The sequence below is a fragment of the Rhizobacter sp. genome, assembly GCA_019635355.1.
In the GTDB taxonomy this organism is placed as follows: domain Bacteria; phylum Pseudomonadota; class Gammaproteobacteria; order Burkholderiales; family Burkholderiaceae_C; genus Rhizobacter.
This window is the reverse complement of record JAHBZQ010000001.1, coordinates 5,034,173-5,049,501: the sequence shown is the minus strand read 5'-3', so window position 1 is coordinate 5,049,501 and position 15,329 is coordinate 5,034,173. Positions and strand designations below refer to the sequence as shown.

General features: G+C 61.1%; 20 protein-coding genes. 13 read left to right on the top strand and 7 right to left on the bottom strand.

What is annotated here, in order from left to right:
• Positions 1 to 26 precede the first annotated feature (26 nt).
• The 8 genes from KF892_23490 (at position 27) to KF892_23455 (ending at position 6,013) form a co-directional block, all read left to right on the top strand.
• Positions 27 to 833 carry a hypothetical protein gene (locus KF892_23490; GenBank protein ID MBX3627993.1) on the top strand — a complete coding sequence of 269 codons (807 nt, stop codon included), beginning with the start codon at positions 27 to 29 and terminating at the stop codon, positions 831 to 833.
• A gap of 91 nt (positions 834 to 924) precedes the next feature.
• Positions 925 to 1,434, top strand: coding sequence for a hypothetical protein (locus KF892_23485; GenBank protein ID MBX3627992.1), 510 nt, complete (start codon positions 925 to 927; stop codon positions 1,432 to 1,434).
• Between the two features lie 198 nt (positions 1,435 to 1,632).
• Entirely contained in the window at positions 1,633 to 2,220 is a 588-nt protein-coding gene (locus KF892_23480; GenBank protein MBX3627991.1) for a hypothetical protein, read from the top strand.
• A gap of 97 nt (positions 2,221 to 2,317) precedes the next feature.
• Positions 2,318 to 2,770: a hypothetical protein gene (locus KF892_23475; protein ID MBX3627990.1), complete on the top strand. Its 453-nt coding sequence runs from the start codon at positions 2,318 to 2,320 to the stop codon at positions 2,768 to 2,770.
• 148 nt (positions 2,771 to 2,918) lie between these two features.
• On the top strand, positions 2,919 to 3,665 hold the full coding sequence (locus KF892_23470) for a hypothetical protein (protein MBX3627989.1): 747 nt from the start codon (positions 2,919 to 2,921) through the stop codon (positions 3,663 to 3,665).
• A 109-nt stretch (positions 3,666 to 3,774) separates the two neighbouring features.
• Positions 3,775 to 4,356 carry a hypothetical protein gene (locus tag KF892_23465; protein MBX3627988.1) on the top strand — a complete coding sequence of 194 codons (582 nt, stop codon included), beginning with the start codon at positions 3,775 to 3,777 and terminating at the stop codon, positions 4,354 to 4,356.
• A gap of 261 nt (positions 4,357 to 4,617) precedes the next feature.
• Positions 4,618 to 4,875: a hypothetical protein gene (locus KF892_23460; GenBank protein MBX3627987.1), complete on the top strand. Its 258-nt coding sequence runs from the start codon at positions 4,618 to 4,620 to the stop codon at positions 4,873 to 4,875.
• A gap of 712 nt (positions 4,876 to 5,587) precedes the next feature.
• Entirely contained in the window at positions 5,588 to 6,013 is a 426-nt protein-coding gene (locus KF892_23455) for a hypothetical protein (protein MBX3627986.1), read from the top strand.
• Between the two features lie 9 nt (positions 6,014 to 6,022).
• Here the strand turns inward: KF892_23455 and KF892_23450 are convergent, their stop codons facing one another.
• Entirely contained in the window at positions 6,023 to 6,874 is an 852-nt protein-coding gene (locus KF892_23450) for an IS30 family transposase (protein ID MBX3627985.1), read from the bottom strand.
• A 311-nt stretch (positions 6,875 to 7,185) separates the two neighbouring features.
• Here KF892_23450 and KF892_23445 point away from each other — a divergent pair, with 311 nt between their 5' ends.
• Positions 7,186 to 7,533, top strand: a complete 348-nt coding sequence (locus tag KF892_23445; protein ID MBX3627984.1) for a ribonuclease E inhibitor RraB — start codon at positions 7,186 to 7,188, stop codon at positions 7,531 to 7,533.
• Positions 7,534 to 7,679: 146 nt separating this feature from the next.
• A complete protein-coding gene (locus KF892_23440; GenBank protein MBX3627983.1) occupies positions 7,680 to 7,925 on the top strand; it encodes a hypothetical protein in 246 nt (81 codons plus the stop codon).
• A 630-nt stretch (positions 7,926 to 8,555) separates the two neighbouring features.
• Here KF892_23440 and KF892_23435 read toward each other — a convergent pair.
• From KF892_23435 to KF892_23425, 3 genes are all read right to left on the bottom strand, one after another.
• Positions 8,556 to 9,311: an IS1595 family transposase gene (locus tag KF892_23435; GenBank protein MBX3627982.1), complete on the bottom strand. Its 756-nt coding sequence runs from the start codon at positions 9,309 to 9,311 to the stop codon at positions 8,556 to 8,558.
• A 23-nt stretch (positions 9,312 to 9,334) separates the two neighbouring features.
• Positions 9,335 to 9,715: a VOC family protein gene (locus KF892_23430; protein ID MBX3627981.1), complete on the bottom strand. Its 381-nt coding sequence runs from the start codon at positions 9,713 to 9,715 to the stop codon at positions 9,335 to 9,337.
• Positions 9,716 to 9,849: 134 nt separating this feature from the next.
• Entirely contained in the window at positions 9,850 to 10,044 is a 195-nt protein-coding gene (locus KF892_23425) for a hypothetical protein (protein MBX3627980.1), read from the bottom strand.
• A 100-nt stretch (positions 10,045 to 10,144) separates the two neighbouring features.
• Between KF892_23425 and KF892_23420 the strand changes: the two genes are divergently transcribed.
• From KF892_23420 to KF892_23410, 3 genes are all read left to right on the top strand, one after another.
• Positions 10,145 to 10,630: a hypothetical protein gene (locus tag KF892_23420; protein MBX3627979.1), complete on the top strand. Its 486-nt coding sequence runs from the start codon at positions 10,145 to 10,147 to the stop codon at positions 10,628 to 10,630.
• Positions 10,631 to 10,714: 84 nt separating this feature from the next.
• Complete coding sequence (locus KF892_23415; GenBank protein ID MBX3627978.1) at positions 10,715 to 11,005, top strand: hypothetical protein; 291 nt, start codon at positions 10,715 to 10,717, stop codon at positions 11,003 to 11,005.
• A gap of 81 nt (positions 11,006 to 11,086) precedes the next feature.
• Complete coding sequence (locus KF892_23410; protein MBX3627977.1) at positions 11,087 to 11,311, top strand: hypothetical protein; 225 nt, start codon at positions 11,087 to 11,089, stop codon at positions 11,309 to 11,311.
• Positions 11,312 to 11,328: 17 nt separating this feature from the next.
• On the opposite strand, the gene KF892_23405 is transcribed toward KF892_23410, so the two are convergent.
• The 3 genes from KF892_23405 to imuA form a co-directional block, all read right to left on the bottom strand.
• The gene (locus KF892_23405) at positions 11,329 to 12,819 is read right to left on the bottom strand and encodes a HAMP domain-containing protein (GenBank protein MBX3627976.1); all 1,491 of its coding nucleotides are present in this window, start codon (positions 12,817 to 12,819) and stop codon (positions 11,329 to 11,331) included.
• A gap of 108 nt (positions 12,820 to 12,927) precedes the next feature.
• A complete protein-coding gene (locus KF892_23400; protein ID MBX3627975.1) occupies positions 12,928 to 14,454 on the bottom strand; it encodes a DNA polymerase Y family protein in 1,527 nt (508 codons plus the stop codon).
• Positions 14,455 to 14,472: 18 nt separating this feature from the next.
• Entirely contained in the window at positions 14,473 to 15,270 is a 798-nt protein-coding gene (gene imuA / locus KF892_23395; protein MBX3627974.1) for a translesion DNA synthesis-associated protein ImuA, read from the bottom strand.
• Positions 15,271 to 15,329 lie beyond the last annotated feature (59 nt).

Below are 15,329 nucleotides of genomic sequence, written 5' to 3'. Positions count from 1 at the left end.
CTCATGTCAAACGTTAGGCGTCGTAAATGAAGAAGTTATCAACTCGCAAGTCACCAGAGATCGACTATCAGCTCGAACTTGGCGAGTTCAGCGACGTAGCGGGCAGACTCGAATCGAGCAATCAGAAGCTGATTGACGAGCAATTCTCTGAAGATATTGCATGGCTGGTAGAGGGAACAAATCTTCTCTACAGAATTGCCTCGTACTACGTGTGGCTTGCGGATGCACCGCACATCGCATCACTCAATCAAGCAAACAACGTTCTGTTCTCTGCTTGCCACAAGAACTTAGTCGCATTCCATAGTGCACTCAAGCTGACACGAGTTGGCCTCTACGGGCCAGCAAGAGCGATCCTGAGACATGTACTTGAATCCTTGGTGATTGCGAAATTCTCTTCGGTTAGTCACAACCCTCAGGTTATGGAACGCTGGAAGGAAGGTGAAGTCGTTTACTTTGGCAACGCCATTCTTAAGAAGATCCTTAGGCCTGACCCGGAGCCATTCCGTGACTTCTGGAATTTGATGTCCGACTATTCACATGCAACGATTTACTCTCAGCAGATCGTTCTGAATGTACAAAATGACCCGGAGCAAGTGCCACTCAATCTAGTGTTTATGCGAATTCTGATGGACTGTCAGTATCACGCACTGGTATCACACTTCATCACACCGTCGATGCACTATGTGGCCAAGAGGTACGCCAAGGCGGGCACAGATGTCCCGCCGCTGAAGTCGCGCATGAATACGATTCTTCAAGAATCTCGGGCCACTCTTCTTCCATGGCCTAGACAGATCATCAGGTGCTATCGGTCTACGTGGACTCTTCAAGCTTGATGCCACCGACGCCTAACCCTTCCATCGAGAGGACGCTGCCCGGCAAGCCGGTCAGCGCCTCTCATGTCAAACGTTAGGCCTGCCAACAACCATGGAAGACTTCGAACGTCCATACAAGCAAGTCTCGCGGGTGAAAGCACTGCTGCTCTTTTTCTTGCGCCCGAAAGCATTTATCGAACTCGCCGTCGAGCACGACATAGCCTGGCAGCTCAGCGAAAGCCAAGACATCCGCGCCAGCTATCTTCGTGGGCAGTACAAGCCAAACCTTGAGGAGTACCAAGCGAATGCCGAACACAGATCCAAAGGCCTTCGTCGTTCCCTATTTCACGCCGCATTCGTCGTAGTCGCATCCGGAGTCCTGGGCCTCTTGATCGGTCTTCTTCTTCAACAGAGAACCGGCGTTCTCGCTGCCCTGCCGAGCAATCTCCTTCAAGCTATTGCAGTAGCCATCATCTTGTGGGCTACGCTTTGGCAGTTGACCCGTGGGCTTCAGAGTTTCGGAGGTAGTAGCCTTCCGGAGCGAGTCCACAGTTGGATATTCAGTTCTCTCTATACCGTCGGTACTTTCATTCTTTTCGTCGTCTATGGCTGGCAGGCCTAACCCTTCCATCGAGAGGACATGCCCCGGCAAGCCGGGTCATGCCTCTCATGTCAAACGTTGAGCGTCTTTAGGCACATGCGAGACAGGCCAGCCGTCTGCTATCTGTGCGGTCAACCGCTGACAGCACCAACGAGCAACGACCATGTTCCGCCCAAGCAGCTGTACACCGCGGAGATTCGAAAGGCTCACAGCCCAAACTTGCTAACGATCTCCGTTCACAAGGACTGCAATCTCGTCTATCAACACGACGAAGACTATTTCGCAAACACGCTTGCTCCGTTCGCCGTCGGTTCATATGCCGGCAACTCGTTCATTCGAGACGTTTGGTCGAAGTACGCAGAAGGCCAAAAGCAAGGTTTGGTCGGCAAGGTTCTCAAGGAGTTCGAACACCAACCAAGCGGCATTGCTTTGCCCGACCATTTGGTAGCGAAACGCTTTGACGGCAAACGCCTTCACAGGGTTGCTTGGAAGATCATTCGTGGCTTGTACTTTCATCAGTACAAGCAAGTTCTTCCAGAAGACACACCAAACAGCCTGCAGATCGTTCCCCCAAATCAAGTGCCGCCGAAGGAGTTCCTAGTCGGCCTGCCCGATCACCCAATCTATGGGCAGTACCCCGGCGTGTTCGACTACAAGTTCGCAAAGTTTCCAGAGGCGCAGAATCTCAACTACTGGGCGATGCTGCTATGGGACAGAGTCATTCTGATCATGGCCTTTCACGACCCTACTTGTTCATGTGAACACTGCGCTTCACTACCCAGCAGAAGTCCTGCAACCAAAGCGTAGTTCGATGCAGACGCCCAACCCTTCCATCGAGAGGACGTCGCCCGGCAAGCCGGTCGCCGCCTCTCATGTCAAACGTTAGGCGTCACACCGGAAGCCTATGCCTTCAATCCGTCGAATGCTGTTGGCATCAAGTCTTGCGCCTTTGGCCGCTGCCGTCCCGATATTTGCGTTCGGCATCTATGTGTGGACGGAGGTGATGAAGGGGCCGTTCGCGCAGCCTGTATTTGGCTCCATCACACCTGTAGGGCTAGCCATGAGCTTTGCCGCGCCGTTCTATGCCGCACTGTTCTTCGGCACCTTTGTCGTAGGTTTGTCCCTGAGAGCCCTAAACATTCTCAAGCTTCGCTACATGCTGCAAACTTGCGGCGCAGTCTCCTTCTCACACGCTGTATGGCTAAGCGTCCGTCACACGCCAGAGGCTCAAGTCCATGATTCAGTCTTCACAATCGCTGCGCAAGTCCTGGCCTTCTTCGCCCTCCTGTGCCTAGTCACCTTCTTGTGGTGTCGCGTTGCACTCAGGGTTCAAGCCATTCCAGCGCGGCCCAAGTGACGCCTAACCCTTCCATCGAGAGGACATGCCCCGGCAAGCCGGGGCATGCCTCTCATGTCAAACGTTAGGCCTCGCGAAACTCGGTGCCAGCGACCAGCCGACGACCACAACCAGAGCATGACAGTCGGCACACAGAAGGAGGGAACAGATGACAAGAAACTTAAGCCTCACCCTTGGCCGCATCCTCTTTGCGTTTTTCATCGTCGGAACCGTCGCAGTGTTGGCTACATACAGCCTGTACTTCTATAAGTTCGGCCGTGGAGCAGACTGGCTAACTCTTTCAAGAGATCAAGAACTGTGGGGCGCCTTCGGTGACTTCGTAGGAGGAATACTCAATCCAATCTTTTCCTTTCTCGCGTTCTTGGGCGTCGCGCTGACTATTGGGCTTCAGTCCCGCCAGCTAAGCATGGTGCGGTCTCAATCCGGGATCGAAGAGCTACAACGCTTGGCGGCAGGCCTCTCAGCCAGGGTCGACGAGTTTCTTCGCGAGCCTATGCGCAACCCATTGCATAAGGGGCAATCGTTTCACGATGTGCTAATGCAGGCTGGGCTTACAGCGATAGAAAAGACAGAGAACTGGAACGCCTACGCCTTCTCCAATCGTGATTTGGAAGCACATGATGCAGAAGTGAAGGTAAGAGCTTTCCTAATGGAGAAGGAACTTGAGTCGCTTGCTTGGACGATGAGCAAATATCGAAGCAGCGGCGGCAGCGCCCTTATAGGAGAGTTCTACGCGAACCGCTATGTTGTTCATGCAACATGGTTGCATGTGCTCGGCCTCCTAGGCCCAGGTCAGGTTTCGGCGCACATCCGCGAGGTCTTCAGGCCCGAAGAGACGGTAAAGGGCATTCGTGACGCTCAAGCGCCTAGCAAGGGTTCGAGAAGTGATCACTGATTCGCCGCCTCACCGAGCGGCTCGCGCGCGGCCTAACCCTTCCATCGAGAGGACGTCACAAGGGCTACGCCCTTGCGCCGCCTCTCATGTCAAACGTTAGACATCGCCTATGCCGAAGCGTCGCGTCAAGCAAGTCAGCTGGGAAGTCGAGAGTGAGCGCCTGGTGGTCAAGCCTGCAATGGAGCGGCGCATTCGGAAGGCCGTACTTCAGCGCGCGGAGAAGGAGCTTTCTGAGCTGGCAGATGCATCTACAGATGAAGAGGCCTTCTACGCCCTGCCGAGCGCAGCATTTGCTGCGTACTACCTGGGGCTATTCGAAGAAGCAGAACAACTCGCCAGAAGGTCAATCACGCTCGCCGAGCAGTTCAAAGACAACTGGAACTACAGCAACGCGCTACACGCTGGTCATACTGTCTTGGGTCTGCTGGCGCTTCGCAGCAAGAGCACCCAGCAGGCGGTCGAAGCGCTCCACGCCTCTGGCAGCGTTCGCGGTTCCCCGCAGCTCGGTTCCTTCGGCCCAACCATGCAGCTCGCTAGAGAGCTTCTTAAGGCGGGCGAATCTGAGAGCGTCCTTGCCTACTTTGAGCAATGCCGCTCATTCTGGAAGAGCGGTAGTCTTTGGCTGTCCATCTGGGAGAAGAAGGTTAAGCGTGGTGCTATGCCCAACTTCTTCATGAATCTCTACAGGTAGAACAGCGATGTCTAACCCTTCCATCGAGAGGACTCGCCCCGGCAAGCCGGGTCGAGCCTCTCATGTCAAACGTTAGGCGTCATGAAGCGAGTTCGTCGTCTCTCAGCTGGGCTACTTTGCTCATTTGCAGTCGCTCAGTCTCCAGCCGGCGAGCTCGCTCCTCTTCCACGTTCAATTCAAGAGTCGACGAGCATCAGAGTCGTGATCACTCGTTGCAAGCGGGTGCCCGAGAAAACGATAGAGATTCAAGATCTCGCGCAAGTGAAGAAGCTCGTGGCAGAGATGGCTCAAGTGAGAAGTCCGAAGGAAATAGCAGCCACAAAGTTTGCATGCAGCACCGACATAGAGTTCTTCAAATCCGCGCAACCACTGGCAGTCATTCACGTCTTTCCGTGCTCAGCGATCGAGCTCGCACCAGTTAGCGGAAAGCGCTACTTTCAGTATTCGGGCGGCTTCAACCAGCTTCCAGAGTTAAGCCTTGTCGTCAAGAATCTTGGAAAAGGCGTCGAATGCCGGTGACGCCTAACCCTTCCATCGAGAGGACCCGCCCCGGCAAGCCGGGTCGGGCCTCTCATGTCAAACGTGAGGCATCGGATGAATCGGCTGCTTCTCTGCTTCCCTCTGTTGGCGCTCATGTCCTGCGATCAGGGCTCTGGTGGCGTGAGCGGTGCAAAGGGAGAAACGCCCGCCAAGTACGTGATCTGCGGAGCCGCGGAATCTAACTGCTTTGTCGCAGCCCGCTTCAAAGATCTCGACTCATGCGAAAGTCACAAGAACTGGGCCGATATGCTGTGCGATAGCAAATCCAGACCGGGTGAAATGATTTGCCGCAAAGATCCAGATCCAAGCATTGGCTTTGCATACTGCACGCTGTAGCACCATGAATCACGGACTGACTGTTCTGATGCTCAGCGCCGCACTGTCCGCCTGCGGTGACTCGTCTACATATGTGCTCTATCGGAGTAGCGTCGTCGATACGAGCATGCGTATTCATGTCGCAACGTTCGACGCGTCTGACGGTGAGGCATACAACCGTGAGAATTGCGATCAAGCCAGGGATCTATTCCAGCGGCAACCAGAAGTTAAGACGAAGTTCTGGTGCGAAAAAGGCCGGTATCGGAAGTAGTACGCCCGATGCCTAACCCTTCCATCGAGAGGACTCGCCCCGGCAAGCCGGGGCGAGCCTCTCATGTCAAACGTTAGGCGTCATAGAAAGAGCGCCCCACCAACGATGTCACGCAAAGTGCTGATTCTTCTCGTAGCGTGGCTGCTCGCAGCGTCAGTTGCCGGAGCAGCCTGGTACTTGTATTCGCCAAGTGGTGCCGTCGTTTGGGCGCTGTGGGCAGTACTTGCAGTTCCGGCCTATCTCATCGCCAGTACAGCCTTCGAGTTCGTCGTCCACGCGTATATGGCGCTTCCCGGCATCAAGCAGGCAACTCAGTACTTCGAGCGAAGAGAAGCAGGAAAAGCGTTTTCCCCAGCACGCACAGGCTGGTACTTGGTCGCAACCGTCCTTGGCTGCATCCTGCTTGTGGCGATCGTTATCGTTGCCACGCACATCTACTCCGCTACGAGTGAGTATCTGGCGCAAGATCACTGCCTAGACCGCGGCGGTCGCTGGCAAAGTCAGCAAAGCTCTTGCGAGTACGAAAAATGACGCTTGAGTTCAACTTTGAAGTGCAACACCCTGCGGACGGCGGAAGGCTTCCGCCGGTGTTCTAAATGCTAGTCGCTCACGCGGCCGGTTGTTGAGCTCGTTGGCGATCCAGTTGCATTGGGCCTGGGTGAGATTCTTCAAGCACATGCCCTTGGGCAGGTACTGCCGGATCAATCCGTTGGTGTTCTCGTTGGTGCCCCGCTCCCATGAGTGGTAGGGCGTGGCGAAGAAGAACTTCACCCCGAACTGGTCCTGCACGCTCTTGTAGCCGTGGAACTCGGTGCCGTTGTCCAGCGTGATCGTCTTGATCCGGCCTTTCAGGCCGATCACCATGCGAGCCAGTGCCGATGCAGCCTGCTCTGCATTCCTCGCGCTCAGCTTCTTGATCAGCACGTAGCCGGTCACCCGCTCCACCAGCGTCAGGATGCAGTGGCGTCCGTCTGGGCCCATCACGGTGTCGCCTTCGTAGTGCCCAATCTCCTGGCGTAGCTCCACCTCGGGTGGTCGCTCGCTGATGTGGCTCTTGCCCGCCAATAGGCCCCGCGTGGCGGGGCTTCCCCGGTGTTTGCGCCCGATCTTGCTCATGTGCCTGAGGCTGCGCCACAAGTCGCCCCCTCCTAGCCGGTTCTTCCTCACGTAGCGGTAGATCGTCTCGTGGCTGATGGGGCGTCGCCCCAGCCGCTTGCGCCGTCCTGCTATTTGCTGGGGGCTCCAGTAGCGCCTGAGTTGCACCAACAGCCTGGCCCACTCCTGGCGGGTGTACTGGCTCTTCTTGCGGCTCTTGCTTCGCCTGGCCATCGCCTTGCTCTGCGCCTTGCTGGGCCGGTAGAAGCCGTCGTGCACGCTTCGGTTGCGCCACACCTCTCGACTGATCGTCGAAGGTGATCGCCCTAGGCACTTGGCAATCTCTCGCTGGCTGTGCCCTCTGGCCCGCATCCGGGCGATGTTGTACCGTTCATCCTGGGTGAGTTGGTGATACCCCATGTCTGCTACCCCTTCTTGCCGGTTGAGGTGCAGGCAGTATTGCCAGCTCCCCACCTTTTTTGGAGAAGGTGTTGCACTTACTCTGTGAACCCGCGGCGCCTAACCCTTCCATCGAGAGGACGTGCCCCGGCAAGCCGGGTCACGCAGCTCATGTCAAACGTTAGGTCTCTCACAGTCATTCACACAACATGATCACCATCGAACAACTGGAAGAGATGTTTGGGAATATCTCGGCCCAAGGCAAGTGGGACATGACAAAGCCAATGCTGTGGGGCTACTTCTTTACCGATACGTCTTCGCAGAAGCTGAACGCGCTGGTTCCCAAGCTTGAGCGCCAGGGCTACGTTCCAGTTGATGTCTTTGAGGCGAATGTCGACCCCGGCGTTGAGCCCTATTACTTTCTCCATGTTGAGAAAGTCGAAATCCACACTCCATCCTCTCTTGATGCTCGAAATCAAGAGTTCTATGCATTCGCCCAAGACCATGGTTTGCAAAGCTATGACGGCATGGACGTTGGTCTCCCGCCAGAGACCTAACCCTTCCATCGAGCTGACGTCCAACGGGCTACGCCCGTCGGCCGCAGCTCATGTCAAACGTTAGGCGCCGCCAAAGAGGAAGCACCGCGCCGCCCGATACGATCTCGCATCGCGCTGTAGCGCGCACCCTGCATCGGAGCTCATACATGTCGAACCAACCGCAATACTGGTTCCCCGCCAAGCGCTACGGCTGGGGCTGGGGTGTACCGAGTGCCTGGCAAGGCTGGGCTGTCCTAGTTGCGTTCTTCGTGTTGCTCGGGGTCGGTTCGCTGTTCCTGCCGCAGTGGGGGTCAACGCTGTTCGTTGGCTATGCGGTTGGGCTAAGCCTTGTTCTGCTGGCCATCTGCTGGCTCAAAGGCGAGCCACCGAGGTGGCGTTGGGGTGAGAAGTAGGTTCCATGCACAAACCTGCTGCACTGCGGTCACCTTGGTTCAGGTGCACGGCCAACACGGCGGCGCCTAACCCTTCCATCGAGCTGACGTCCAACGGGCTACGCCCGTCGGCCGCAGCTCATGTCAAACGTTAGGCATCGGATGAACCCAACCGAAGGGTCACGCAAGTGCTTCCCGACGGTGTTTTCAGCGGCCTCTGCGCACCTCAGATTCGCAGCGCAAGAACGTGACACATGCCGCACATGGTCTGAAAGGAAGTTGGGGCGAAGCGCCGGTGGGCTACAGAATGCTTTCAACGGGCCGCCGTGGTGGCGAACCGCAACTTTGGAGCTCTCCGATGCAGTGCTCACCGTGAGTTTGGTCGCAGCCCCAATAGCCCTGGTTCCGAGCCTCGCCCAAGCCAAGACCGAGAAGCAGTTGCGAGACGAGGCGAAGGGCAAAGCAGCCAAGCAGAAGTCCGCCGAGAAGTCCGCAGCTAAGAAGCAAGCGAAAAAGGCTGCCAAGAAGTAGCTTCCAGAAGAAGTCAGGCCTTGGCACGCCCGATGCCTAACCCTTCCATCGAGAGGACTCGCCCCGGCAAGCCGGGTCGAGCCTCTCATGTCAAACGTTAGGCATCGCAGAAGTCCCTGATTAGCAACGAACCTCAGCCATGCGAAGCACAGGCAGAGGAACGGGTTTGCAGGCTGCGGCGGCCCGGATCACGCTCTGCATGAGGCCGGCCAGATCGAACCGCCTGTTGAAGCGGAACTGGTATTCGGCAAGGTACCGCGGGGCGTACTTGGCGAACTTGAACGCGTGGTACGTGCCCGCAATGCCCGTCTTCAGGTTGCTCAGCACCGTGTTCACCGCCTTGAGCGCCGGGATCTCGCAGGCCTGCTTGCCTCCCCCGGTGACGATGGGCTGATGCTGGGCAATGCGGTTCCACTTCACGTAGTTGAAGCTGGGTGCCCCGTCAGAGACCACCATGCACCTCGGGGCCAGCGTGTTCAGGCAGAACACCACCACGTCTTCTCCGGTGGCCGGCTGCTGGGAGAAGCACACCTGAGCCGCCTTGCCGTCAGGTGCGGCCGACACGGCCGCCAGCAACGGGACCTTACCCTTCCTGCCCAGGCTGGAGTGCCCGCTGGCTTGCCCTCCCAGGAAGGCCTCGTCCACCTGTACCGTGCCTTGCAGCGTGCGGGTGCGCTCACGCTCGCGCATCGCCTCCATCAGCTTGTGCTTGAGCGACCAGGCCGTCGGGTAGCTCACCCCCAGGTGCCTCATCAGTTCCAGCGCGCTCACGTTGTTCTTGGCCTGGCTGAGCACGTAGGCCGCTTGGAACCACCTCGTCAGCGGCAGCTTGCTGGCGTTATGCGGTCGGCCCCTTCCGCCGAGGCGACGTCGCAAGCACCACGCGCGACGAAAACCACTCAACCCAGGTCCTCATGAATGCAGAGGTAGTTCCCCTCGGTGTCCTTGAACCACGCAGCCTTCTCGGCACCGAGCACGCACACGTGGTTGACGGTCTTCAAGCCGGGGAAGTCGTAGTCCTCGAACACCACGCCCGCGCGTTTGAGCTTGTCGATGCTGGCGACGATGTCGTCGACGCGGAAGCTGATGGCGGTGTGGTCGGCCTTGGTGCCTTCGGGCTTCGGGAACAGGGCGAGCGTGCTGCCGCCCACGGCGTAGACGAACTTGCCGTCGGGGCGCAGTCCGCCAGGCTTGAGGCCCAATCGGTCTTCGTAGAAGGATCGGGCGCGGGCCATGTCCTTGACGGGGAGCATGGTGGTCACAGACGAGTTGGACAACATGGGAAGTCCTTTCACTCCGTCCGGCCCGACGATGGCCTTGAGGCGAGCAGCGTGGTGCTCGGGCGGCCCTTCAGCTTACGCCGTCAATGACGTGGGCGCCAGCGGCGCACGGCCCCACGCCTCAGCCGCAGATCTCAGCGGCGCGCCGCTTGGCGGCGGGACGGTTGCATGTCGGCGGTGGGCCAGCCATACGAGGCCACGAGGATGGTCTTCATGCGGGCTTTTTCCGTCTGCACGGGCGGGCTCACCACCACGACGGCTTCTTCATTCTTCTCTGCCTTGGGCAGGAGATTTTTTCCAGGGCGAACTGCTTTCGAGGTCGTTTTCAAGGTCTCAGATCCATCGGGGGGTGCGCGATTGTATGAGGCCGTCTGCAGCGGCCCTTCCAAGGCCGGCGAGCACCGATCGTTAGGCATCGCAGAGGAACAGATGTCCATTTACAAACTTACAGCTGAGCAGTTGGCGCCAGACATCTTGCTTTTGCTCGAGCTTTACCGAGAGAAGAAGCTCCAAGAGGCGATCGTTCGGCAAGCTCTAAGAGGAGCATGTTGGTGGGGGTCGAACGCTCGGAATCGGAATGACGCTTGCAACTTGTGGAGTAAGAAGGCGCTGGCACTTCGGCAAGCAAACAGCTCATGGGGCGGAATAGGTCTGATACACGAACACATCGTGCCTCGGAGTGTGATCGAGGAAGCGATCATCAATCTCGAGCATCCAACCGAACAAGAAGTAGGAGCACTACTGAAGCTTTCCAGAGTCTGCGTCGTCACTCCAGATGAAGACGCGACACTCAGGAAACTCGGACTGCGCGACAGCATTCCAGAAGCGGACACCCTCTACGAAGGAGGAGTTCGTCGGTATGTACTCGGTGGCATTGAGCTATCTGAAGTCTCATTCGCGCAGAGCGATGCCTAACCCTTCCATCGAGAGGACGTCACAAGGGCTACGCCCTTGCGCCGCCTCTCATGTCAAACGATGAATGGCATCATGCGGCCCACCATGAAGATCACCCCCACGCCACTGACCGCGGCTCTCGCCGGGATCATCGCCGCCATCGCATGGCCTTATCTGTGGGCGCGCTACGGCGGGCCGGGCAGCGCCGGCAGCGTCGAGCTGGTCGTCGCGACCCTGCTCGTCATCGCCTTGCCCGCGCACGCGCTCGTGGTCGGGTTCTCACGACCGCAGGCGAGCGCGCCGGGGTCTGTCGACACAGCCCTGCTCAAGCGCGTGGGCGCGTGGCTGGCCGCAGCGATCGCCGTCACCGTGCTGCGCCTCGCCTTGCCGGGCTGACCGGCCCCACCAACGGGCCCGCACCTACGCAGGCAGAATCCGCCATCCAGATTCACAGCGAGCACAGGAGATCACACGCACATGACACCTCTCAAACTGCTGGGCGCGGTCTTGATCGCCGCGGGCGTGCTGGCCCTGGTCTACGGTGGCTTCAGCTACACGAAGAACACGCACGACGTGAAGCTCGGCCCGATCGAGTTCTCGGTGAAGGAAAAGGAATCGGTCAACGTGCCGGTGTGGGCCGGCGTCGCCGCCATCGTGGGCGGTGCTGCGCTGCTGCTCTTCGGCGGCGGCCGGAAGGGCTGAACGAAACCGCTGGGGCTTCAGCCCTTGTAGATGCCGCAGGCGAGCGCGAGGTCGCCTGCACGCTCGACGTAAGACGACTTGAGCCGGATCTCGTTGGTCACCGGGTGCGCCCACTTGTAGTCGACCCAGGCCTGCCCGCCGTTGCGCGCGAGTTCGGCCATCTCCTTCACGAAGAACTTGCCGTCGACGTCCTTGCTGACGGGGCCGGCACCGAGCGTGCGCGGGTTGTTGCCGTGGGCGCAGAACTTGTAGTCGTCGATGGTGATGGCCATGAGGTACAGGTCGCGGTCGATGAACTGCCCCTTGCCGAGCTTGTTGATCTCGGCGATCAGTGCGTCTCGGCCATGCGCCTTGTAGAAGGCGAGGCCGGCCTTGACCAGCGCTTCGGCTTCTTCGGCACTGCCGTGTTCGCGCGTGCCGAGGTTGTAGCCCGCCACTGATTTCAGGAGGCCCACGGCCTGCTCGTTGAGCGTGGCGGCGGTCTGCGTCGCGTCTTTCACGAGCTTGGCGTTCTGCTGGACCATGCCGTCGATCTCGGCGATGGCCTGGTTGACCGACTGGATGCCCTGGCTCTGCTCGTGGCTCGAGCCTGCCATCTCCTGCATGAGGCCGGCCACGTGCTTCACCGACGACACGATCTCGGTCATCGCGCGGCCCGCGTCGTCGACGAGGCGGCTGCCGGTCTCGACCTTGTCGACCGAGTCGCCGATGAGTGACTTGATTTCTTTCGCGGCAGTGGCCGAGCGCTGCGCGAGCGTGCGCACCTCGGCCGCCACGACGGCGAAACCGCGGCCCTGCTCGCCGGCACGCGCCGCTTCCACCGCGGCGTTGAGCGCGAGGATGTTGGTCTGGAAGGCGATGCCGTCGATCACGCCGATGATGTCGGCGATGCGGCGCGAGCTCTCCTTGATGGAGCCCATCGTCGTCACCACCTGGTTCACCACCTCGCCGCCCTTCACCGCATGGCCCGAGGCTTCGAGCACGAGCTTGTTGGCCTGCTCGGCGTTGTCGGCGTTGTGCTTCACCGTGATGGTGATCTCTTCCATCGACGCGGCCGTCTGCTGCAGCGAGTCGGTCTGCGTGGTGGTGCGCTCCGAGAGCGAAGTGTTGTCGCGGTTGATCTGCGAGGAGGTGCTGGCGACCGTGGTGGTGCCGGTGCGCACGTCGCTCACCACCTTGAAGAGGCAATCCTTCAGGCCGTGCAGGGCCTGCATCAGCTGGCCGAACTCGTCCTGGCGCGTGTGGGTGATGGGCAGGGTCAGGTCGCCGGCCATGATCTGGCGCGCGGCGTCGAGCGCTTCGCGCACCGGCGCGGCCACGCTGCGCACCAGCCACCAGGCGAGCACCGCGCCGAAGGCGACGGCCAACGCGCCGAGGGCGCCAATCCAGTAGCGCGCGCTCCCTTGGGCCATCGACGCGGCCCACACGGTGTTCACCGCGAGGATGAGCAGCAAGGGCACGAAGCCGATCAGCAGGCGCGAGCGCAGGGTCAAGTTGTCGATCTTCATATCGAAGTCCCGATCGGAAATGCAAACGATGCAAGCTGCATCGTCTTTCTGTATCGGCGGGAGATCAGCGAAATTAAGCAGATGCTGCCGTGCCAATTCGCCGCGAATTCACGCAAATCGCCCGTGAAGAAACCACCCCGGCACACGGCTTGTAGGCAGATGCTGCGGCCGCGTGCGATAGACCCACACCAGCACCCCGTCTTTCGTCTGGCCGATGAAGTAATCACGTTCGGCCAAGCCGCCATCCCACCAGCCCGTTTCGATGCGCTCGGGGCCGACGAGCAGCTGCACGAGCTGGCCATCGAGCAAGGGGTGGGACTGCCGCTCCTTCAAGGCCTGCGGCTCGGGCAGCAGCCACAGCGGGCGGGTGAGGGTCTCGCGCTCCGACGCGGTGGCATCGCACAAGGTGACGACCGGCGCCACGACATCGGCCCGCTTCATCAGCCGTGGATCGGCCGGCACGACCTGCGTGGCGCGCTCGGGGCGGTGGTCGGCCACCGGCACCAGGCACTGCACCTGCTCGCGGCCGAGGCGCGCCTGCAGCCGCTCGATCAGCTGCACGAGGCCAGCCCGCTCGCTCTGCGGCGTGGGGAAGAGCTCGGCATTCGGCGGCGGCCGGCGCACGATGTCGTCGGACTCGATGGCGAGCTCGAGCGTGGGCGCCGGCAGCGTCACCTGTGCGAGGCGCTCGCGCAAGAGCGTGAGCATGTGCGCCGCATCGCGCGAAGGCTCGGCCAATGCCAGCTCGAGCAGGGTGACGGGCGCGGTGTGGCCATCGCGCCAGCGGGCCTCGTGCTTCATCAGCAGACGAAAGCGCGTGACGAACGCGTGCTGGGCCGACAGCCACGCCACCAGTCGCAGCAGCAGCATCTGCGCACCGTGCAGCAGCTGCTCGGTGGTGTCGGCACGGGCGAAGAGTTCGAGCCCGCTGCGAAACGTGGGCGGCAGCACGAGGGGCTCGCGCGGGTCGGGGCGGTCGCCGAAGGCGCGGTCGAGCTCGTCGAGTAGCTCCTTGCCGAAGCGCCGCGCCACGCCGGCGCGGGGCAGCTGGCGCAGCTCGCCCAGGCAGCGCACGCCCATGCCGAGCAAAGTCTGCACATGCGGCGCGCCGGTGGCCATCACGCCGATCGGCGCTTCTTCGAGGGCACGCTGCAGGGTGTGGCGGTCGGGGCAGTGCAGCTCGTCGTGCAGGCGCGCGAGCAGCGCCGCGCCATGCGGCGTGGGGGCGCTCACGATCTGCAGGCGGTGGCCGAACGGAGCCAGCGTGTCTCGCAGCCGGCCGACCAGCGCCGCCAGCCCACCGAAATAACGCAGGCTCGGCTGCACCTCCAGCAACACGCCATCGGGTGGGTCGAGGCACACCATCGGCGTGAACGCGAGCGCCGCATGGGCCACGCCCTGCAGCGCCTGCGCATCACGCCATGCGTCGGCCTGGCCCAGCAGCAGGTGCGGCGCGAGCCCCAGCGCCGTGGCGCGCTTCATGCCCACGCTCACGCCGAGGGCCTGCGCGGCGGCATCGGCAATCACGATGAGGTGTGTGTCGACCAGCGCCATCGGCTGATCGGTGCGCTGCGGCAGGCTGGCCGCAAACGATTCCAGCGACAGCAAGGGCAGGTGGACGCCAACCCACAACATCGCGAGCCTCCATGACGCTCAGGCGAGGTTGATGAAGGTGGCGGCGCGCAGCCCGGGCAGCGCGCCCTCGGCGGTGTCGGCCCCGAACTGCGCGCGGCGCGCCGCCAGCTCCGGCAGGACCGGCGGCAAGGCCAGGTGCAGCGGCGCCAGCAAGGGCGGCCCGCGCCGCTTGAGCACACGCAGCGCCAGTTGGTCGGCCCCGGCCGGGTGCAGCGCGAGGCGCAGCGGTGCCGCACTCGCCTGGCTTTGCATGGCGGGCTCGCGGAAGACGAAGGCCGGCCCGTCGTGGCCATGCGCCGCCAGCTGCAGGCGGCGCACACGCTCGGCCCGCACTCGCGGCGGCAACCACGCGACGACCGCGCCCACGTGGCCGCTCTTCAGCGCCTGCTCCAGCGCCCACAGCCGGTCGGCCCCGGGGTGCAGCTGAAGGTGCGTCTGGATCACGAGCAGCTGCCCCACGTCGAGCCCCAGCTCGCCCAGCGCCGGGGCGGAGACCGCCGCCGGCGGGTCGAACATCATCACCAGCCGGCCCGCCCGCTGCACCGCGGCGAGGCAGGCGGCCAAGAGGCGGATCTCACCGATGCCGGCGTGCGACAGCAGCAGCTCGGTGAGCGCCCGGCGTGGCCAGCCGCCGCCGGGCAGCTCGGCATCGAGCCGCTCGAAGCCGCTGGCAATGGGGTGCTCGGCATCGCGGCCGAGCTGGTGGGCCCGCCAGAGCTGCGGGTGCAGGTCTTCGGGCGCCAGCACCGGCCGCGCCCGGGCGGCCGGGCCACTGGCAGAGGCGGGATCGGGGGCGAAGAGCTGGGGCGCGTCCATGAAGATACTGTATGGATATACAGCCTCTCACGCAACCTTGATGCCTTTTCAGTCAGGCA